This is a genomic window from Yimella sp. cx-51 (genome assembly GCF_017654605.1).
Lineage (GTDB): Bacteria > Actinomycetota > Actinomycetes > Actinomycetales > Dermatophilaceae > Yimella.
Genome location: NZ_CP072113.1, coordinates 90,788 through 109,974, shown reverse-complemented (window position 1 = coordinate 109,974; position 19,187 = coordinate 90,788). Strand labels below are relative to the sequence as shown.

Genomic DNA, 19,187 nt, shown 5'->3' with positions numbered 1-19,187 from the left:
CGCCTGCCCGAGCCACGACCACCGATTGCATATGAGCAATATTTGTCCATACTGACAAGAATATCCTGTTCGCTAGCTATTATTTGTCGTACCGACATCAAGGAGTACTGTGGAACCCAAGCCTGTCCAACGAGACCGCGCAGCCGGCGTCTTGCTCGGCCAAGCCATCGGTGACGCACTTGGCGTCCCGTACGAGTTCCGCAGTCCCGTCCGCGAAGGCGGCGCTGAGATGATCGGCGGCGGACTCGGCCCGTACGCACCCGGAGAGTGGTCGGACGACAGCCAGATGGCGATCTGCATCGCGCAGGCGTCGGCAGCCGGTGGCGCTCTGAGCAGCGACAGTGACGCGCTGAACGAAGTCGCCCGCGCATTCATCGACTGGAAGAACGCCGGCGCTACCGACATCGGCAACCAGACTCGTGACGTCCTGGGTGCTGCCGAGGGGTACGCCCATTACGGCGCACGCATCGGCGACCGCTCCGTTGACGAACCCGACTTCCCGTGGGCGATGTGCTGCACGAAGGAGGCCACCGACTACAGCGCCGGCAACCCGCGCGCTGCCGGCAACGGCGCCCTGATGCGCAACGGGATCGTCGGCCTCACCCGCGTGCACGATCGACGGGCCACAGCCGCCGCAGCTCGTGCGGTCGCATCCCTCACCCATGCCGATCCGCTCGCGATTGCTTCGTGCGTGTTGCACGCCGAGTCGGTGCGGGTTGCCGTCTTAGAGGGGCACCTTGACCCCCGAGCCGGCCTTGACCTCTTGCCTGCTGATGAGCAAGAGCAGTGGTCCCAGTGGATCGATGAAGCCGAGAACGGCGATCCGATGTCGTTCTCCCCCAACGGTTTCACCGTCACCGCGTTCCGGGCTGCGTGGTCCGCGATCATCTCGACCGATACCGGAGCACCCGGCCACCCCACCCGTGCTCTGCAGCGCGCGGTCGCGATCGGCAACGACACCGACACAGTGGCTGCGATCGCCGGCGCATTGATCGGTGCGCGCTACGGCGTCAGCGGACTCCCGTGGCGCTGGCGACGCGACGTGCACGGTTGGCCCGGTCTGCGCGGAACAGATCTCATCAGCCTCGCCCTACAGACCGCGCTTGCCGGAATCGGTGCACCTGTTGAAGCGGGCGAATGGCCGCTCGCCGAGCGCATGGTCGTCGAGACCCGCCGTCTTGGCGTCGCACATCCCGCCGATGACCGCGTCGTCCTCGGCACCGAGGCCGATCTGGCCCACCGCGACGAACTCGGCTGCACCGCAGTCGTCTCGCTCAGTCGAGTCGGCACCGCGGAGATGCAAGACCACCACGTCGTCCAGTGGCTCGTCGACAGCGACGATCCCGAAACTCATGCTGACCTACCCATTGCGCTGCATGACGCGGCTGATGCGGTCGTCGGGCTGGTCGATGAAGGTCATCGGGTGCTGCTGCACTGCGTCCGCGCGGAGCACCGCACCCCGTCCGTGGCGTTGCTGTACGCGGTCAAGCACTGCGGTGTCGAGCCTGCGCAGGCGGCCGACGACATCCGAAAAGCACTGAAGGTCAATCGAATCGGCGGACTGCTGTGGAGCACCGCCATGGAGGAGGCGATGCACCATGCTCGTTGACATGAACCACGCGGCCAGGCTGCAGGAGCGGTACCGCGGAATGATGATCGGGCTTGCGCTGGATGACAGCTGCGATTTCGTCGTACGACGAACCGATCACACCCTGAGTCGCGACGGAGCTCGCGGTCTACCAGCTGCATTCCCTCATCCGGTCGTGGCGCGGACCGCAGGACCGCAACCTGTCGAAGCTGCTCTCAGCCACTGGGCACGACCTGTTGGCGTGGAGCGTCGGACATGAGTCGGGCGAACTGGTGGCGGAAATGCCCGGTCACGAATGGCCGTGGCTCGTGCGGCTGAAGCCGTTCCAGGAGCAGCACGGCAACCCAACCGGCACGGTGACCGCGGTCAAAGACGGCCTGAAGCCCAAGGGCGGGACGTCGCGCGGGGTGCACGGCATCGTTCGAGTCGCCCCGTTGTCACTGCTGGCAGTCACCCCGACAGCGGACCCGATGGACTCCGCCGCGTTCGAGCTCGCGTCTCTCACCCACGACGCGGAGATCGGTGCGAGCCCAGCGGTGTTGTTGTGCCGCATGCTCGCCGCTCTGATGGCCCGCCCCGACTGCGCTCCCATCACCGAGACGATGTTCGAGGCGTACAGCCAGGCGCCCGTCACTGCCACCGACGAGCACGTCACGTGCGGCGCAGATGCACATGCGTCGCTCTCGACGCTCAATGAGATCGCTCCGAACGACCGCGCCAACCGCGTGCTCGCCGGTGCGATGTACGTGGCGTCGTGCTTCGAGAACGACATCGAGCAGGCGATCGTCTTCGCCTCACGCGGCAAGGACGGCGACGGACTCGCCGCCCTCACCGGAGCGCTCGGGCAGCTCACGGCGTCACCCCGTGGATGGCACAACGGTTCGCCTCGCACGAGTTCGCCTGGCCCGTCGAAGTGCTCGTGCAAGACGCGTGCTTGATGGCACACACCCCAGACGAGAAGCCAGCCTGGCTGCAGCAGAGCTACCCCGTCGCCTGACGCACTTACTGCGCCCATTGGTGGGAGGCTCGTGCCTACAGTGACGGCCGTGTAATGACCGACGGACTTGATTGAACCCTTCACGACGAAGGCAAGCGCGGCCCCACTCTCGACGGTTAGCCTGCATCGCATGAGCGTCGAGGTGCCCCCACCAAATTCCATGTCCGCTTACGAGCGCAAGCGGTGGGCTGATCTTCAAGCGCACTGGAAGAAGAAGGCAGAAGGTCGCAAGGCACCACTTCCTCCGAAGGCTCGAGCGGCCCTCCGATCATCCGTCGAGGCCACCAAGAGCGCCGCCTTGCACGCTGGCAAGAAGGTCGCAGACGCAACGCCTGAGAAGGTCAAGGACGCTGCTGGCGGAATGGTGGACGTGGCGCTGGTGCCGACCGTTCACAACATCGTCCAGCTGCTCGAACTCCTCAACGACTGGGTCGTCGAGCTGACGGATCCCGAGAAGGTACTGGCCTACCACCGCGAGCAGGGTAGGAAGGTCGAGTCAATCGAAGACCTCCGTCACCTCGATTTGAAGGACCTCGAGGACCTAACCAACCGCATGGCGTTGAAATGGAGAACCATCGGGGCAGGCGAGGGAGCGGCGCTGGGATCGCTCTCCATGATCCCCGTGCCGGTGCTCGGCAGCGCAGCGGCAATGGGGCTCGACCTCATCGCTATGCAGGCACTGACCGGAGCCATCGCGACGCGCGTCTGCTACTCGTACGGCTACGACGCGAAAGACCCCGAGATGAAGCACGTCATCGACCGCATGGTCGCTCGTGCCTACAAGAACCAGGTAGCCAAAGTTGGTTCGGTGAAGCGAGCGAGTGATGCCTTCAGGGTCACGAAGGACAGGGTCAACTGGAGCCAGAAGCTACGGGACGACCACCGCCTGATGGCCGCGGTTGAAAAGCTGCTCAAGCAGGTTGGGGACGGCAAACGGGTGCCGGTGAAGAACGCCCGAATGGGAATGCCGATGATCGCTGTCTTCGCGGGCGCGGCCACCAACTCGCACATCCTGTCCGACACGGTCAAGCAAGCCCGCCACTTCGGAGCCACGATGTTGCTGGCCGAGAAGTACGGATTAGAGCTGCCGCCGAACCTGCGCCGAGACATCGAAGAGGGCACCAAGGAGGCGGAGTAGATGAGTCTATAGACGCGACTGAAGACGACCCCGAAGGCCAACCGGCTCATTGTCGGGTAAACACTGCAGGAATCTGCGGCAGCGTGACTTCCCGGTTCGGGTCGCTCAACACTCTCCTGGACCGTCACGGCGCGCGCGCAGGACGTCCCGATAGCTTCCGCACCGGACAAGAACCGGCATGTTTAAAGCAATGGCACGCGCCCGTACAACGGGCGGACTCTGGATCCGCTGCAACCAACCTAAGCCGCGAAACATCACCGAAGAGCAAGATACCTCGTACTTAACCCGACGGAGTGACACTCCTCAGAAAAGCTTGATTTGTGAACGTTGGGAAGACGGCAGCCCAGTCTCAGTCTAGGAAGCATCGATTCCGTTCGCACCATACTGCGCCAAGCCGTATAGATCCGGGTATATCGATGCCGAGTTGAACCCGTATCGCTTCTCAAGTTGCTCTCTGATCTCCGGTTTTGCTTCGGCAGCTATTCTCAAGGTGAACGTAGGCTTACTAGTCTGACGCAGAGCCCGATTTGACACATTCATAGTCAATGTTACTGACGTTGACTGGCGAACGTCGTCAATAGACCACGTTCCAGCGCTCGTGCCGTCGCCTGGGCCCTTTCTATACCTAGCGTTTCTCCCAGCAAACACTTGCGGGACACCACCAACCAGAAAACCTGAGTTCTGAGCGGGAATCCTCGCGTTGTAACTCGGTGGCCGCCATACATACGGAAGCTCCGAACTCCACCCCGGGATCGGGCTCGCCCACGGCAGATCTCGGCCGCCCCAGCGATTGTCCAGAACAACCTGCCTTCCGGTCACATCAAAGACGAACATTCGACCATCTTTGTCCGCTTTAGCAGAAAACTCTTCGTCATATTTCTGCTCCACGGCGAACCATAGAGCGACAAGAGGGTTAAAGGATACGTCCAGCAGTCGCGTCGGCCCTCCATAGTGCTGCAAGTGCGCCAATGTCTCTAGCGCACTTTGATTGTCAAATCTCCACTTCCGCCTAGCTGATTTCAGCAGCTCTTGCTCGAACGCGATGATGCTTGCTTCATCCGGTAATGACCCAGTCTTCTTTGCAATCCTCCGATAGATCGAGCTATGTAGTGCGTACGTCGAGTCGGCTACTCCCCGCCATGCCAAGTCCCGGTCGCTCGTCGAAATATCGATTATTGAGCCGATATGGTCAAGCGCCTCACGCCAGTTGTTCGCCACAGCTTCCCAGGGGCGGAAGAAGTCTTCCGGATTCATTGCAGCCTCCTACATCTGGTGAACGCCAACCCCTTGATCATGCCACGCATCTGCAAGCCTGCACCGCATCCCGGCTGATTCGTGCCACTCGACCGCTAGATACATCGCATCTGCAGGTTTACCGACCCACTCATACATCCAAGTCGCACCGCTGGGTCATATCAGGGTGAAGACAGGATTTGCCCACATCGACTCCGCCGTCGCGACCCGTACCAGCGCCACGCATGACGGTCTGTAGATGACGGCTACCGCGCTCGACCCAACCGTGATTCCATCGACACATAGCCCGCAAGAAGCCCGGATCCGGCAACCCCGAGATCGACGCGCTCGTGCAGCAGATCATGGCGTCCGGCGATCCGATGGGACAGCTCCGATCGATCATGGACCGCATCGCGCCGTCGCCTTTCGAGTTCCACGAGAACGAAGTAGTCGAGGTGCCTGCTGCACCACGTCGACCGCAACTGCTCACCGTCCGAGTCGACCTAGGCGGATCTGAACCACCGATCTGGCGCCGGCTCGAACTGCGCGGCGACCTCCGGCTCGACCGCGTGCATGACCACCTGCAGGCGGCGATGGGCTGGACCAACTCCCACCTGCATCGCTTCTCGGCGCCGAACACAGACGTCCACCAAGGAAACTACTTCGTCACCGAGTTCGACATCGACGAAGGCGACGCGGGCACCCCGGAGACGGACGTCCGGCTCGATCAGGTGCTGCGCACCGAGGGTGAGTTCATCAACTACGAGTACGACTTCGGCGACGGTTGGACGCACAAGCTTGTCGTCGAGTCGATCCGCAATGCCACCGAGAACCACCCCGAGCGCGCTGCATCGACGGGGCGGGCGCCTGGCCGCCTGAGGACGTCGGAGGTATCTACTTCTGGAACGACCTTGCGGCCGCGCTGCGGACGGTCGACGGCCCGCGCCAACTGCCGAAGGAGTTCAAGGACTATCGGGAATGGCTACCAGAGAACACCGATCCGGACGCCTTCGATGTCGACGAGGTGAACGACACCATTGAGCACGCTGGGCAGTCCCGATCGACTGGAGGCCGGGCGGTCGTCCCACGGTCTTCGCCTCGCCGTTCCTGCTCACGGTGATCCGTAAGTGTCCGCCACACGCAACCGATCAGATTCTCAGCATCGCGAACGCGGGTTCCCAGGCGCCCACGCCCACCGAGGCGGAACTCACCCATGCGCTCCGCCCGTGGCAGGCAGTGCTCGACGCGGCGACACCCGACGGGATTCCACTCACCAAAGCCGGCTGGATGGCACCGGCGGCATGCGAAAAGATCTGGCACGAAAGCGGATTGGCTTGGCCCTACGGCAAGGGAAACCGCGAGCAGAACACCCCTGAACTCTCAAAGATTCGTCAGGTATGCACCCAGGGCAAGCTCATCCGCAAGCACAAGGACGCCCTCGTGCTCACCCCGCTCGGCCGCAAGGCAGCCAGTGACCAAACCGTCCTGGCCAAGGCAGCGGCCGCGTCGCTCGTCATGTGTCCGGACGATTTCGACAGTGACGTGTGCGCGCTCACCATGCTTGCCCTCGCCGCCGGCTTCACGGAGGAGGGCAGCGAGCCCCTCACCCGCCTCCACCCGCTGGGCGACGAGATCGCGCGACTGATGAGCACACTGGGTTGGCGCGTTGGCACCGGCCTGGTGGAGCGCGGCGACCTCGGCCGCGCCTACTACCAACTGATCGACATGATGCAGGCCGGAAGCGAAGGCGAAGGCCGGAACTACGGCCTCCCCCAGGGCGGAGGCGTCCGACATCTCGCCCGGCTCGCCGTGCTGGCGAGCTGACCGAGAAATATCCCGGCCAGCTCGCCTACATCGCCTCAGGCGAGGTCAAGCTTGGCGTTCTCACCGTCGTCCGGGCGGTCCTTGGTGACAGCTGCCTTGACCATGCCGAACAACTGCGCCGGCTTGCTCGGCGAATCCCAGTACTCGCCGCCGGTCACGCGCACGCGGATCAACGCCACCTCGGGGCTCTCGGGCTCGCGCTGGAACCACGCCTCGGCGAACGGGTTCCACAGTTCCTTCTTCTTGGCGACGTCGTCCACCAATTCTCCGGTACCGCTCGCCGACACCCACGAACTGCCCGACACGAAGGCGAGGTTGACCTGCGGGTGAGCGGCGAGCTGGTCGATCTTCGGGGAGTCGGCGAAGGCCATGAACCACAGCGTGCCGTCGTCGTCCACGTGCTGCACCGCCATCGGACGGCTGATGATCGTGCCGCCGGAATCGAGCGAGGTGAACATGCAGGTGCGCTCGCCCTTCACCAGCTCCACGAAGGTCGGGACGTCCTGCGCCGGGCCCTGTGCGGGGTCGGGCCTGCTCTTGTCGTCGGTCATGGTCTCGCCCTTCGTCGTCGTTACCTGTCGTGCCAGCACACACCCGCGCGCCGGCCGCAGCAACGGCTTGTCGAACCTTGGCGTGACCCATTTCGCGAGACCGATTCGCCCGCACACCCCCTCCTCTTGGCAGACTCGGGCGCATGAATGAAGCACTTCACCCCGCCATGCAGCCCCACTTCGACACCGTGGTCGCCCGCAATCCCGGGGAGTCGGAGTTTCACCAGGCCGTCTACGAGGTAATGCTCAGCCTCGGCCCGATCGCCGGGCAGCGTCCGCAGTACGCGCAGTGGTCGATCCTGAAGCGCATCTGCGAACCCGAGCGGCAGATCATCTTCCGCGTGCCGTGGGTGACCGACAAGGGTGAGGTGGAGATCAACCGCGGCTTCCGCGTCGAGTTCAACTCCGCGCTCGGCCCGTACAAGGGCGGCCTGCGCTTCCACCCCAGCGTCAACCTGTCGATCATCAAGTTCCTCGGGTTCGAGCAGGTCTTCAAGAACTCCCTCACCGGCATGCCGATCGGCGGCGGCAAGGGCGGCTCCGACTTCGACCCCAAGGGACGCTCGGACGCCGAAATCATGCGCTTCTGTCAGTCGTTCATGACCGAGCTCTACCGCCACATCGGGCAGTACACCGACGTCCCGGCCGGCGACATCGGCGTTGGTGGACGCGAACTGGGCTACCTCTTCGGCCAGTACAAGCGCATCACCAACCGCTACGAATCCGGCGTCCTCACCGGCAAGGGCACCTCCTGGGGCGGCTCGCGCGTGCGCAAGGAGGCCACCGGTTACGGCACCGTCTTCTTCGCCCAGGAAATGCTGAAGCGACAGGGCGAGTCGTTCGACGGCAAGCGCGTGGTCGTCTCCGGCTCGGGCAATGTCGCGCTCTACGCGATCGAGAAGGTGCACCAACTCGGCGGCACCGTCATCGCCTGCTCCGACAGCAACGGCTACCTCGTCGACCAGAACGGTCTCGACCTCGAGCAGCTCAAAGACCTCAAGGAAGTGCGCCGCGAGCGCCTCTCGGCCTACCGCGCCGACACCGCCCACCATGTCACCGAAGGCTCGATCTGGGACGTCGAATGCGACGTCGCGCTCCCCTGCGCCACCCAGAACGAACTCAATGAGACGCACGCGAAAACGTTGGTCTCCAACGGTGTTCGGTTGGTCGCCGAAGGCGCCAACATGCCGTGTACGCCGGACGCCATCAAGGTCTTCCAGGCCGGCGACGTGCTCTTCGGCCCGGGCAAGGCGTCCAACGCCGGCGGCGTGGCCACCAGCGCCTTGGAGATGCAGCAGAACGCCAGCCGCGACTCCTGGAGCTTCGACGTCACCGAGGAGCGCCTGCAGCAGATCATGCGCGACATCCACACCCGCTGCGTCACCACGGCCGAGGAGTTCGGCGACCCGGGCAACTACGTCGCCGGCGCCAACCTGGCCGGTTACATGAAGGTGGCCGACGCGATGGTGGCGCTCGGGGTCATCTGAGTTCGACCTCCCGCTGGGACGCCCTTGCAAACGCGGCCCCTCCAGCAGCAAACGCGGCCCTTGTTCGCGGACGCGGCAGTTGCAGCTAGCGCGTCTGTCAGTAAGGGCCGCGTTTCTGCTCAGGACGCTCTGCAGACCGCGGTGCATCGTCCCCGGTTTACAGAGGACACCTACTTCGGTAGGGGGTGGGCGTCGACCCTCGGCCGATGCGCCGGGGCGGACGTCCGAAGCAGAGTGGACGCATGGAACTCGCCCTGCTGCTCCCGCTCGCCGCACTCGCACTGATCGACAGCACGAGCTTCGCGACGCTCGCCATCCCGGTGTGGTTCATGGCCACGCCCAAGCGGGTGAAGCCCGGCCGCATTCTGCTCTTCCTCGGCTCGGTCGCCACCTTCTACTTCGCGCTCGGCGTCGCGCTCTTCCTCGGCGCGCAGTCGCTGCGCGATCAGTTCGCGTCTCTCTCGGACTCCTCCGCGGCGCGGTGGATCGCGCTCGTCGCTGGTGTCGTGCTGCTCATCCTCGGGGTCACCGTCGAGCCGTGGACCAAGGAGGGCAAGGAGCGCAAGCGTGCTCGCAAACAGGCGCGTGGTCCGGGACGGCTGGCGCGGCGTCGGGAAGCGATCGCGGACGGCAGCGCTGGCCCGGGCGCCGTGAGCGGCCTGGCCGTGCTGGCCGCCGGCGTCGAAGCCGCGAGCATGCTGCCCTATCTCGCCGCCATCGGACTGCTCACCGCCGCCGAACTCTCACCAGGTGCCGGTATCGCCACGCTCGCCGGTTACGGACTTCTCATGATCACGCCGGCCCTCGTGCTGCTGGCGCTGCGCATCGGCCTCAACGATCGGGTGCTGCCGATGCTGCGCACGGTGGACGACTGGCTGTCGCGCAACGCCGGCGAAACCCTGGCCTGGGTGTTCGCGCTGGTGGGTCTGTGGCTGATCACCAACAACTGGGACGTGCTGCGCGGCACGCTGCTGCCGGCGTCCTGATCGGGCGACGAGTCATGGATCACACCCGTACGAGTAGGTGATCGGGCCTGCCACCCACTACCGTTGCCGTCAGCGGCTCCGCCGAGTCTTGCCTCGGGCCGCATGGTGATGTGAAGTGGTTCAGCCCTTCATGTGCCGTCCGAAAACTGCTTCGAGCTCATCGGACGAGCCCCCGGCGAGACACCCGCCTTTCAACGGAGTTTTCTTTGTCTTCCAACGCTTTTGCGTCCATTGGTGTGCCTAACTCGCTCACCCGCGTGCTGTCCGACCAGGGCATCACCGAACCCACTCCCATCCAAGCCGTGACCCTTCCCGATTCGCTTTCCGGACGTGACGTGCTCGGCCGCGGCCGCACTGGCTCGGGCAAGACCTACGCGTTCCTGCTGCCCCTGGTGGCCCGCCTGCAGTCGTCCGACTCGCGGCGTATGCCCAAGCGTCCTCGCGCGCTGATCCTGGCCCCGACCCGTGAACTGGTCGGCCAGATCGAAGCCGCGCTGAAGCCGCTGGCTGACGTCGCTGGCCTGCGCACCCAGACCATCTTCGGTGGCGTCGGTCAGAACCCCCAGGCCAACGCCCTGGCCCGCGGCATCGACGTCGCGATCGCTTGCCCCGGACGCTTGGAAGACCTTGTCTCCCAAGGACTTTGCGACCTCAGCGCCGTCGAGATCACCGTGCTCGACGAGGCCGACCACATGGCCGACCTCGGCTTCCTGCCGGTCGTCAAGCGCATCCTCGACCGCACCCCGCTCAACGGTCAGCGCCTGCTCTTCTCCGCCACCCTCGACCGCGGCATCGACGTGCTGGTGAAGCGTTACCTGTCGAACCCGGTCACCCACCACGCCGACAGTGCGCAGTCGCCGGTCTCGACGATGGACCACCACGTGCTCCACGTCGCCAAGGACGACCGCCTCCCCGTGCTGGTCGACCTCACCGCCGCGCCCGGCCGAACCGTCGTCTTCACCCGCACGAAGCACGGCGCCAAGAAGTTGGCCAAGCAGCTTGTGGCACAAGGAGTTCCGGCAGTCGACCTGCACGGCAACCTCAGCCAGAACGCCCGCGTGCGCAACATGGACGCCTTCCACAGCGGCACCGTGCGCACCCTCGTCGCCACCGACATCGCCGCCCGCGGCATCCACGTGGACGACGTCTCGCTGGTGATCCACGCCGACCCGCCGGCCGAGCACAAGGCCTACTTGCACCGTTCGGGCCGCACCGCCCGCGCCGGCGCCGCAGGCACGGTCGTCACGCTGATGCTCGACGAGCAGCAGAAGGACGTCCGCGACCTCACCCGCGCCGCCGGCATCAAGCCCAAGCTCACCCGCGTCGACTCCAAGCACCCGTTGCTGACCGACCTCGCCCCCGGCGAGCGCTCGTTCGTCGAAGGTGCGGCCTCATTGGTGCCGCAGGCCCCGCAGCAGCAGACCGGTGGCGGCAAGCCGCGTCCGAGTGGTGGCGGCGGTCGTGGCCGTGGTCGCAACGGCCAGGGCAGCTCGGCCGGTCGCTCTGGCCAGGGCGGCAGTGGCGGTCGTTCGGGCCAGTCGGCTCCGGGCAACCGCGGCGGTCGCAACTCTGCACCCAAGAGCGACGCGGCACGTCCCTCGCGTGGCAGCCAGGGCGGACGTCCGGCGTACACCAGCGAGTCGGGTGGCGGATCGCGCCGCGGCCCGCGTCGGGCAAGTCGGCCGTCGACCAGCTCGTTCTGAGCATCTAACGCTCTAAGCCCGCGAACCTACTGATTGTTCGTGAACCTACTGGCTGTACTCAGTAGGTTCGCGGATAACCAGTAGGTTCGCGGCGTTTGTAGCGCAGGGCGACGTTCGCGTAGGGCGTGGTCGCGCCGGTGCGGACGATGAGTTTCGCCGCCGCGCTCAGCTGCTTGAACTCCTCGTGCGACACCAACTCCGGTGCATCAATACGTGATCTGACGACGACATGCGGCTGCGTATCGTCGGGTTCGGCGGCCATGACTGCACTCTCGACCACCAGCTCGTCACACAGCGCGTTCACTACTTGCTCGAAGCTCGGCACGCCGCGCACCAAGGCGAGGTCGACGACGGGGACGCCGTCCGGCAGCGGCAAACCGCAGTCGGCCACGCGATTCGCCCGTTGTCGTCGTCACCGACCGCGCCGACGAAGGTGACGGCCGCGCCGCGCCCGACCGGGCGGCAGCGAGCGCCTGATTGGCACCCTTGCCACCCGGCCGGATCGCGAAGTCGCTGGCGTGCAGAGTCTCGCCCGGCCCGGGGAATCGCTCGACAGTCACCGTCAGGTCGGCATTGGTCGAACCGACAACAAGCACCCGATCAGAACTAGCTGCACTCAAGGTCATCACGCTCAGCCGGCGAATTCAGCCACGTTGTCCGAGGTGACCGTCTTGACCGGCACCGGAGTGGTGGCCGGCACCTTCTCGCCCTTGAGGATCTTCGCGGCGTTCTCGACGGCGCGCTTACCCAGCTCCTTGGGCTGCTGGGCGATGGTGGCGGCCAGCGTCCCCTTCTTGATGGCGGCCAGGCCGTCGTCGGTGCCGTCGAAGGCGACCACCCTTCACCTGCTTGCCGGCCTTGGCACCGAGCGCCTGGATCGCACCGAGCGCCATCTCGTCGTTGTGCGCGTAGACGCCGACGATGTCGGGGTTCGACTGCAGCAGGTTGCTCGTGACGTTGAGGCCCTGGGCTCGGTCGAAGCCGGCCGTCTGGCTGGCGACGATCTGGATGCCCGACATGCCGGCGACGGCGTCCTTGAAGCCCTTGCCGCGGTCGCGGGTGGCCGATGCTCCGGGAATGCCCTCGAGCACGATGACCGTGCCCTTGCCGCCGATCGCCTTGCTCAGCGCCTCGGCGGCCTGCTTGCCACCGGCCACGTTGTCACTGGCGATGAAGGCGTCCGGGGTCTTGCCGGTGATGGCGCACAGACGGCGTCTTGCTGCCCGAACTGTGTCTTGCGCTGCAAGCGGCACCAGGGACGGCCTGGCGAGCAAGATGCGGCCTGGAGCACCAGACCTGACCGCGCCCGACCACGCCGACCACGTCTTGATCCCCGAGTCGCGCCCTGCTGCCCTACTCGCGCCTTGCTCCCCCGCGGTGTCTTGCTGCCCGGACCATGTCTTGCGCCGCCAGCGGCACCAGCGGCGACCTGGCGAGCAAGATGTGGCCTGGGCAGCAAGACGCGACCTGACGGAAGCACCCCGGACCGCAAGCGCTCGTCCTCGGCCTGCGAATAGGCAGTCGGTCAGCCGGGTCGGTGAGCCGCGCTTTCGCGGTCGGCGCTCAGGGATTCTCGGGTCGCACTCAGCTCTCGGCGTGACTGAGCCAGAGCACCACGCGGCGGCTGAGTCGGTGATACCAGGCCGCCATCACTGCACCAACCTCGTGGGCTCGGCCACGACCGGCAGACCGGCGGCGGCGTACGCACGGAAGCCGCCGATCAGGTCGGTCGCCCGGGCGAACCCGAGGCGCTGCAGATCGCGGGCGGCCAATGACGAGGAGTAGCCCTCGTTGCAGACGATCACGACCACGTCGTCCCCCGACGGACCATCGGCGATCGAGTGGCCGCTCGTCGGATCGAGGCGCCACTCCAGTACCAACCGGTCGATCACGATGGCTCCGGGGATGTGCCCCTCGACATCGCGCGTCACCGCGGTGCGGGTGTCGATGACATAGCCACCGCTGGCCTGAACCTGCGAAAGACGTTGTGGTGAAACGCGATACAGATGGGCGCGGGCCTGCTCGAGAAACTGGTCGATGCCGATCGACGCGACTACCACTCGCGCGCTTCCGTGCCGTCCGAACGCTCGATGCGGTCGAGGGTCACGGTGCGGTCATGCCAGTTGTAGTAGTGCATCTCGGTCAGCCGCGGGCTGTACGCGTGGATGGTCACGGCCGGCTCCACGATCTCGTTGCGGACGTCGTGGATGACGCCGGGCTGCACCACCTGGACGATGCCGGGCGAGAACTTCCGGGGCAGCAGGCGACCGTCGTCGTCCACCTGAATCTCGGTGATCGTGCCCTGCACGGCGGCGAAGGCTGCGGTGGCGTCGCCGTGGCTGTGCAGGTCGGTCGACTGGAAGGTCTGCCACGAAATGACCCAGACGTCGATGCCCTCCGGCACCTCGATCTTCGCCCAGTGGCGCTCGTCTCCGGTGTGCCGCACATGCGGCTCCCACGCGGCGCGGTCAGCGGCTACGCGGCGGACGATGTCAGCCAGGTCGGTGTCGGTCAGCGTCCGAAAGGGTGTGGCAATGCTCATGATTCGGTCCTTCAGGAGGTTTCGGAAGTGGGCGGTGGCATGGGCCCTGTCAGGCGAGATACCTGTGAGCCGTGGTCAGGCGCAACAGCGCGCGAGACCACCGCTCGGCATTCGCCCCATCCGGAAGTACCTGGAGTTGATCACCCCCAAAACATAACTCAATGTTTTGGGAAAGCAAAGACTACGTTTCTCATGAAGCTGAGATGACGGGTGTCAGGTCGCCGAAGTCGGGTCGGTCAGCCTTGTGGGCGCACGATGGTCGTGGTCACCTGCGTCCAGCTCGGACGGCGTGGGGTGGAGCTGAACCCGAAGCGCGGCGGCGGGTCGACGTCAGCCAGGTCGCCGAGATCGCGGCCGTGCCAGGTGCCGCTGATCGCGGTGACGGCGAACTGGTCAAGAGCGCTGTAGTACTCGCGGCGGCCATTGCCGGCGGTGCCGTACGTGCGGACGCCCGGATGCACCCTCCGCGCAATTGGATCGGCGACGACTGCGAGGAATCGACTACGCCCCAACGGTTTCGGCACCGATCGCAGCGCGAAACCGGTGCCGGTGCGACGTCCGACATCGACGGCGGCCTGCAGCGGGCCGGCGTCCAGTTGGCGTCCGTCGAAGCGCACGTCGACGAGCACCACCTCGTCGAAGTTGTAGGTGGCGGTCACGTAGTCGGCCACTTGCTGGCTGGGGGCGAGGAGGACGCGCTGGTCGTCGGCGGTGGCCACCATGACGTCGGTGAAGTTGCCGAGCGGGGAGTGCAGCCAGTCGCCGATGACGATGCGAACGCCGCTGGTCGAACCCGCGCCGATGATGCGGCCGTCGAAGCGGTCGACGATTGCTTGCTTCTTCATGGCCGCGCGATGTCGACGACGGCTTGCGCGGCCAGAGCGTGCCAGCGCCACGGCTTGTCGATGAGCGCGTGATTGCCGCCCGCCACGGACGTGAACTGCGCATTACCGCCGGCGGCTTGGAGGCGCTCGACGAAATGCTGCGCCTTGACCGGACTGCACACGGTGTCGCGGTCACCATGGATCACGCGAATCTTCTTCTCCAGCAAGCGATCCACTCGTTCGTCATCGGCCACCCACGGCGCCAGAGCCACACTCCCAGCGACCGGATCGCTGCCCCCTGCGCGCAGCGCGGCCCAGCCACCGCTGGAGTGACCGAGCAGCACGATCGGCAGGCCGTGGTCGTCGTGCAACAGCCGCACCAGTTCACGCGCCTGGACGACGCCGCTGCCCGAATCGGCCACCCAGCCGCCGTCGGTGTTGTGCACCAGCACCGGTGCGATGTGACCATGCGAGGCCCGCTTGATCGCGGGCGCGAAGGGCAGCATCCGCAGGTAGGAGATGTCCTTGAAGCGATTCGGCTGCGACTCCGTGGCGCGCCCGCCGTGCAGGATCAACGCGATCGCACGGGTCTTGCGGTCGACCTTCGCGCGCCCTTGGCGGACGGCGTCCATCACCTCAGCTGTGTCAGTCACTGCTCGATGATGACATGACGGCCGCGCTCGGCATTCGTCCTTCGACAGCGGTGGCCACAATGCGTTTGAAATGACCGGGCTCGACGCGAGAAGGTGAAGCAATGCAGCCGCTCACCGATGCTCAGATCCGGTCGGCCTTCGTCAACGCCTCCAAGCGCGAGATCGCGCAGGCGACGCTGCCGGACCTCGACTCACTGAAGTGGGACAAGCTGGACGCGCTCGGCTGGCGCGACCCGAAGCGCCCGGTGCTGGCGTACGTGATCGTCGAACACGAAGGCAGCCCGGTCGGGGCGATCCTGCGGACGGCCGAACCCTCCAAAGCGCGGCGGCGGATGTTGTGTTCGTGGTGCCAGGACATCGTCACCTCCGACGACGCCGTGCTCTACGTGGCCAAACGGGCCGGGGCAGCCGGACGCAAGGGCAACACCATCGGAACGTCGATCTGCACCGAGTTCAGCTGCTCCCGCAATGTGCGACGCACCCCGACCACTTCGGAGGTCGGCAGCGACGACCCGACCGATCGCGAAGCATGGACCGCGCGGCGCATCGCGACACTGCGCGAACGGTCGACACATTTCATCGCCGAGGTGCTCGACCAGTCGTCCTTGGATTGACCCCTCAGCGCACCACTTCGCGGTGACCGGCGTCGATCCGACGGGTCCAGCCCTTGGCGTCGAGATGTTCGAGCAGCGGAATGACCACACGGCGCGTTGTGCCGAGCGCTTGCCGGGCCTGACTGGTGGTGAATGGCTGCCGTAGTGCGGCGAGTGCGCGCATCGCGAGCGCGGGAGCCTTGGGCGACAACAGGATCTGATCGCCGAGATCGATGAGGCGACCCAATCGAACAGCAGCGGCAAGCTGCTTCGGACCCAGGTCGAGCGCGCTCAGATCGGCGCGATCGGGCGCTGCGAACGGTGCATCGGCCAGACGCCGTTCGATCTCGGCAATGCCCGCTTCGGCTCCCCCAAGATCGGCGCTCATGCCAGGGCGGCTGACTTCGCCGGCCTCGACGACAAGCCCGGCCTCGGCTGCCAGCGGTCGGACGAGTTCGGTGGCGGGCAACGAGATTGCATCGGCCACGACGCCCGTCGGCACCTGTGGACGCAGCGGATGGGCAGCCGCATAGGAGTCGATCGTGGTCACCAACTCGACGGCCCAGGCAGACCACTGGCCGGGGTCGACCAGCCACTCTCCTACCTGTCGCACAGCGTCGGATGGTTCGCCGCCCAGCGCCTGAAGTTCGGCGGCTCGCATGTACCCGCGGCGCGCTACCTCGCGGACCGCATCGACCGTCGCGCTGTGATCGGCGAGTTCTTCGGCGCGTCGCCGAGCAGCTCCGCGCCGGGTGAAGGCCGGTGGGTCGAGGTCCAACACCACTGCGCCGCCGAGCACCTGCTGCCGTCCAGGATCGCGCAACACCAGCCGGTCGCCGACCAGGAGCGGGAGATCGCAGTACCACTGCAGGCGCACCGCGTCACCACCCACCGGTCGCACCCGCACCTGGAAGGCGGTCGTGCCGACGTGGGCCATGAGTTCGCCGGGCAGGCGGCTGTCGGCAACGCCGTCGAGGCGTACGTCGACGACATGAGTGCGGTGCCACTCCCCGGCGCCGAGGAGTAGGTCGCCACGTTCGATCTCGGTGGTCTCGATGCCGCGCAGGTTCACCGCCACCCGCGCGACGCAGGCAACCTGGTCACGAGCCTGCTCGAGCGACTGAATGCCGCGAACCGTGACCTGTCGACCGGCCACACTCACCGCATCGCCCACGCGCAGTGTGCCTGATCCGAGCGTGCCGGTGACGACGGTGCCGGCGCCACGGATCGAGAAGACCCGGTCGATCCACATGCGCAAGCGGCCGTGGACGTCCGGCTCGGGCAGCGCATCGATGAGACGATCGAGGCCCACTCGTAGCTCGTCCAGTCTGGAGCCCGTGATTGCTGACACCGGGATGATGTCGACATCATCGAAACCGTTGGCTGCCAACCGCTTTCGGACGTCGGCAATCACCGGCTCCGGGTCAGTGAGGTCCGATCTGGTCACAGCAACCAGAAGGTGGCGAACACCCAGCGCACGGATCGCCTCGAAGTGCTCCTGGGTCTGTCGCCGCCAGCCTTCGTCAGCCGAGACGATGAGCATGACGGCGGGCACCGGTCCGATGCCGGCGAGTGTGTTGGCGATGAACCGCTGATGACCCGGCACGTCGACGAAAGCGACATCTTCACCGCTGGGCAGCGTGGTCCACACGAAACCGAGGTCGATCGTCAGACCTCGTTGGTGCTCCTCGGCCCACCGATCAGGATCGGTGCCGGTGAGCGTGCGGACGAGCGTCGACTTACCGTGATCGACGTGACCCGCGGTGGCGATCACCCTCATCGGTCGGCGTCGAGCGCTTCGCGGATGAGCCTGGTGAGTTCGGCGTCCGTCTCCGGTGGGACGCAGCGCAGATCGACCAGGCAGCGTCCGTCGGCGATGCGTGCGACCACTGCTGGCCTACCCGAACGCAACTGTGCTGCAACGGATTCCGGCAATGCCAGCGCCCATCCTGGCAACGAGACTCCCGGCGCCCCACCGCCGCCGATGCGTCCCTCGACCTCGACGATGTCAACGCTGCCGCTCCCGAGAGAGTCAGCCATAGCCTTCGTGCGTGGCAGCAATTCGTCGGCGGTGAGCCGCCGGTAGACGGTGACGGGCGCGTCCGGACCCGTGAGGGTCGCTTCCAACGCGGCGAGGGTGAGCTTGTCGACACGCATCGCACGAGCGAGGGGGTGACGTCGCACGCGCTCCACCAGCTCGGCGCGGCCGAGGATGATGCCCGCCTGCGGACCGCCGAGCAGCTTGTCGCCACTGGCGGTGACCAGGTCTGCCCCCGCATCCAGCGCCGCCGATGCGCTCGGCTCGTCGGGCAGCATCGAATCGGGTTGCAGCAGACCAGAACCGATGTCGACGACGACGGGCGCACCCAATTCGCGCAGTTCACTGACGGGCACCTCGGCGACGAACCCCTCGACCCGGTAGTTGCTGGGGTGCACCTTGAGGATGCAGCCGGTGTCGGGGCCGACGGCGTCCGCGTAGTCACGCAGGTGGGTGCGATTGGTCATTCCGACCTCGCGCAGCCGCGGACCGGTCGACTCGATGAGATCGGGCAGGCGGAAGCCGTCGCCGATCTCGATGAGTTCGCCACGGGAGACGATCACCTCTTGGCCGGCAGCCAGGCAGGTCATCACCAACGACATCGCCGCAGCGCCGTTGTTGACCACGAGAGCCGCCTCGGCACCCGGCGTCGCGCCAATGAGTGCGTCGAGGACGCGGCTCCCCCGCTTCTTCGACCGCAGACCGGTCTCCAGGTCGAACTCGATGTCGACATAGCCCGCGACTGACCCGAGGGCCTCGAAAGCGTTGCGCGACAGGGGCGCTCGTCCAAGGTTTGTGTGCACGACGACACCGGTCGCGTTGATCACCGGGGTGAAGGAGGTCAGCTCCACGAGCAATTCGGCGGCAACGCGAGCGACGTCCGAGGCAGCGATCGCACCGTCCCGGGCTTGCTGCTGAGCAGCGACGACAGCGGCCTTCACCCGGTCACGCCCGAAGCGGGCGACGTGATCGGCAAGCTGCTCGAGCACGGCGTCCGTACGCGGGATCGACCGGCGGACGTCCCCCATCG

The 19,187-nt window shown here is 66.0% G+C and carries 20 protein-coding genes and 1 pseudogene; 9 read left to right on the top strand and 12 right to left on the bottom strand.

What is annotated here, in order from left to right; all coding sequences use genetic code 11:
- Nucleotides 1–109: 109 nt before the first annotated feature.
- The 3 genes from J5M86_RS00530 (at nt 110) to J5M86_RS00520 (ending at nt 3,723) form a co-directional block, all read left to right on the top strand.
- Nucleotides 110–1,609 carry an ADP-ribosylglycohydrolase family protein gene (locus J5M86_RS00530; RefSeq protein ID WP_188061759.1) on the top strand — a complete coding sequence of 500 codons (1,500 nt, stop codon included), beginning with the start codon at nt 110–112 and terminating at the stop codon, nt 1,607–1,609.
- A 260-nt stretch (nt 1,610–1,869) separates the two neighbouring features.
- Nucleotides 1,870–2,526, top strand: coding sequence for an ADP-ribosylglycohydrolase family protein (locus J5M86_RS00525; protein ID WP_188061760.1), 657 nt, complete (start codon nt 1,870–1,872; stop codon nt 2,524–2,526).
- A 189-nt stretch (nt 2,527–2,715) separates the two neighbouring features.
- Complete coding sequence (locus tag J5M86_RS00520; protein WP_188061761.1) at nt 2,716–3,723, top strand: EcsC family protein; 1,008 nt, start codon at nt 2,716–2,718, stop codon at nt 3,721–3,723.
- Between the two features lie 354 nt (nt 3,724–4,077).
- On the opposite strand, the gene J5M86_RS00515 is transcribed toward J5M86_RS00520, so the two are convergent.
- Nucleotides 4,078–4,977, bottom strand: coding sequence for an FRG domain-containing protein (locus J5M86_RS00515; RefSeq protein ID WP_188061762.1), 900 nt, complete (start codon nt 4,975–4,977; stop codon nt 4,078–4,080).
- Nucleotides 4,978–5,318: 341 nt separating this feature from the next.
- On the opposite strand from J5M86_RS00515, the pseudogene J5M86_RS00510 reads away from it, so the two are divergent.
- Nucleotides 5,319–6,076: pseudogene (locus J5M86_RS00510) on the top strand (plasmid pRiA4b ORF-3 family protein).
- Nucleotides 6,073–6,780 carry a hypothetical protein gene (locus J5M86_RS00505; RefSeq protein WP_188061764.1) on the top strand — a complete coding sequence of 236 codons (708 nt, stop codon included), beginning with the start codon at nt 6,073–6,075 and terminating at the stop codon, nt 6,778–6,780. The pseudogene J5M86_RS00510 and the gene J5M86_RS00505 overlap by 4 nt, the downstream one beginning before the upstream one ends.
- Before the next feature lie 35 nt (nt 6,781–6,815).
- On the opposite strand, the gene J5M86_RS00500 is transcribed toward J5M86_RS00505, so the two are convergent.
- On the bottom strand, nt 6,816–7,331 hold the full coding sequence (locus tag J5M86_RS00500) for a pyridoxamine 5'-phosphate oxidase family protein (protein ID WP_188061765.1): 516 nt from the start codon (nt 7,329–7,331) through the stop codon (nt 6,816–6,818).
- Between the two features lie 143 nt (nt 7,332–7,474).
- Between J5M86_RS00500 and gdhA the strand changes: the two genes are divergently transcribed.
- From gdhA to J5M86_RS00485, 3 genes are all read left to right on the top strand, one after another.
- Nucleotides 7,475–8,818 carry an NADP-specific glutamate dehydrogenase gene (gene gdhA / locus J5M86_RS00495; protein ID WP_188061766.1) on the top strand — a complete coding sequence of 448 codons (1,344 nt, stop codon included), beginning with the start codon at nt 7,475–7,477 and terminating at the stop codon, nt 8,816–8,818.
- Between the two features lie 242 nt (nt 8,819–9,060).
- A complete protein-coding gene (locus tag J5M86_RS00490) occupies nt 9,061–9,804 on the top strand; it encodes a GAP family protein (protein WP_188061767.1) in 744 nt (247 codons plus the stop codon).
- Between the two features lie 206 nt (nt 9,805–10,010).
- A complete protein-coding gene (locus J5M86_RS00485) occupies nt 10,011–11,507 on the top strand; it encodes a DEAD/DEAH box helicase (RefSeq protein ID WP_188061768.1) in 1,497 nt (498 codons plus the stop codon).
- 58 nt (nt 11,508–11,565) lie between these two features.
- On the opposite strand, the gene J5M86_RS00480 is transcribed toward J5M86_RS00485, so the two are convergent.
- The 8 genes from J5M86_RS00480 to J5M86_RS00450 all read right to left on the bottom strand — a co-directional run bounded on the left by J5M86_RS00480 (nt 11,566) and on the right by J5M86_RS00450 (nt 15,526).
- The gene (locus J5M86_RS00480; RefSeq protein WP_188061769.1) at nt 11,566–11,898 is read right to left on the bottom strand and encodes an RbsD/FucU domain-containing protein; all 333 of its coding nucleotides are present in this window, start codon (nt 11,896–11,898) and stop codon (nt 11,566–11,568) included.
- The gene (locus J5M86_RS15695; protein ID WP_370587369.1) at nt 11,795–12,133 is read right to left on the bottom strand and encodes a PfkB family carbohydrate kinase; all 339 of its coding nucleotides are present in this window, start codon (nt 12,131–12,133) and stop codon (nt 11,795–11,797) included. Before J5M86_RS15695 ends, J5M86_RS00480 begins: the two co-directional genes overlap by 104 nt.
- A 5-nt stretch (nt 12,134–12,138) precedes the next feature.
- Nucleotides 12,139–12,345 carry a substrate-binding domain-containing protein gene (locus J5M86_RS15575; protein ID WP_256433495.1) on the bottom strand — a complete coding sequence of 69 codons (207 nt, stop codon included), beginning with the start codon at nt 12,343–12,345 and terminating at the stop codon, nt 12,139–12,141.
- Nucleotides 12,251–12,760 (bottom strand): substrate-binding domain-containing protein, encoded by a 510-nt coding sequence (locus tag J5M86_RS15570; protein ID WP_256433494.1) that lies wholly within the window; start codon nt 12,758–12,760, stop codon nt 12,251–12,253. Before J5M86_RS15570 ends, J5M86_RS15575 begins: the two co-directional genes overlap by 95 nt.
- Nucleotides 12,761–13,156: 396 nt before the next feature.
- Nucleotides 13,157–13,567 (bottom strand): rhodanese-like domain-containing protein, encoded by a 411-nt coding sequence (locus J5M86_RS00465; RefSeq protein WP_188061770.1) that lies wholly within the window; start codon nt 13,565–13,567, stop codon nt 13,157–13,159.
- Nucleotides 13,561–14,049: a hypothetical protein gene (locus tag J5M86_RS00460; RefSeq protein WP_188061771.1), complete on the bottom strand. Its 489-nt coding sequence runs from the start codon at nt 14,047–14,049 to the stop codon at nt 13,561–13,563. The genes J5M86_RS00465 and J5M86_RS00460 overlap by 7 nt, the downstream gene beginning before the upstream one ends.
- A gap of 236 nt (nt 14,050–14,285) precedes the next feature.
- Nucleotides 14,286–14,894: a hypothetical protein gene (locus J5M86_RS00455; protein WP_188061772.1), complete on the bottom strand. Its 609-nt coding sequence runs from the start codon at nt 14,892–14,894 to the stop codon at nt 14,286–14,288.
- On the bottom strand, nt 14,891–15,526 hold the full coding sequence (locus J5M86_RS00450) for an alpha/beta hydrolase (protein ID WP_188061773.1): 636 nt from the start codon (nt 15,524–15,526) through the stop codon (nt 14,891–14,893). The genes J5M86_RS00455 and J5M86_RS00450 overlap by 4 nt, the downstream gene beginning before the upstream one ends.
- 101 nt (nt 15,527–15,627) lie before the next feature.
- Between J5M86_RS00450 and J5M86_RS00445 the strand changes: the two genes are divergently transcribed.
- Nucleotides 15,628–16,140, top strand: coding sequence for an FBP domain-containing protein (locus J5M86_RS00445; protein ID WP_188061774.1), 513 nt, complete (start codon nt 15,628–15,630; stop codon nt 16,138–16,140).
- A gap of 4 nt (nt 16,141–16,144) precedes the next feature.
- Here J5M86_RS00445 and selB read toward each other — a convergent pair whose 3' ends face one another.
- Both selB and selA read right to left on the bottom strand, forming a co-directional pair.
- Nucleotides 16,145–17,899 carry a selenocysteine-specific translation elongation factor gene (gene selB / locus J5M86_RS00440; protein WP_188061775.1) on the bottom strand — a complete coding sequence of 585 codons (1,755 nt, stop codon included), beginning with the start codon at nt 17,897–17,899 and terminating at the stop codon, nt 16,145–16,147.
- Complete coding sequence (selA, locus tag J5M86_RS00435) at nt 17,896–19,185, bottom strand: L-seryl-tRNA(Sec) selenium transferase (RefSeq protein ID WP_188061776.1); 1,290 nt, start codon at nt 19,183–19,185, stop codon at nt 17,896–17,898. Before selA ends, selB begins: the two co-directional genes overlap by 4 nt.
- Between the last annotated feature and the right edge of the window lie 2 nt (nt 19,186–19,187).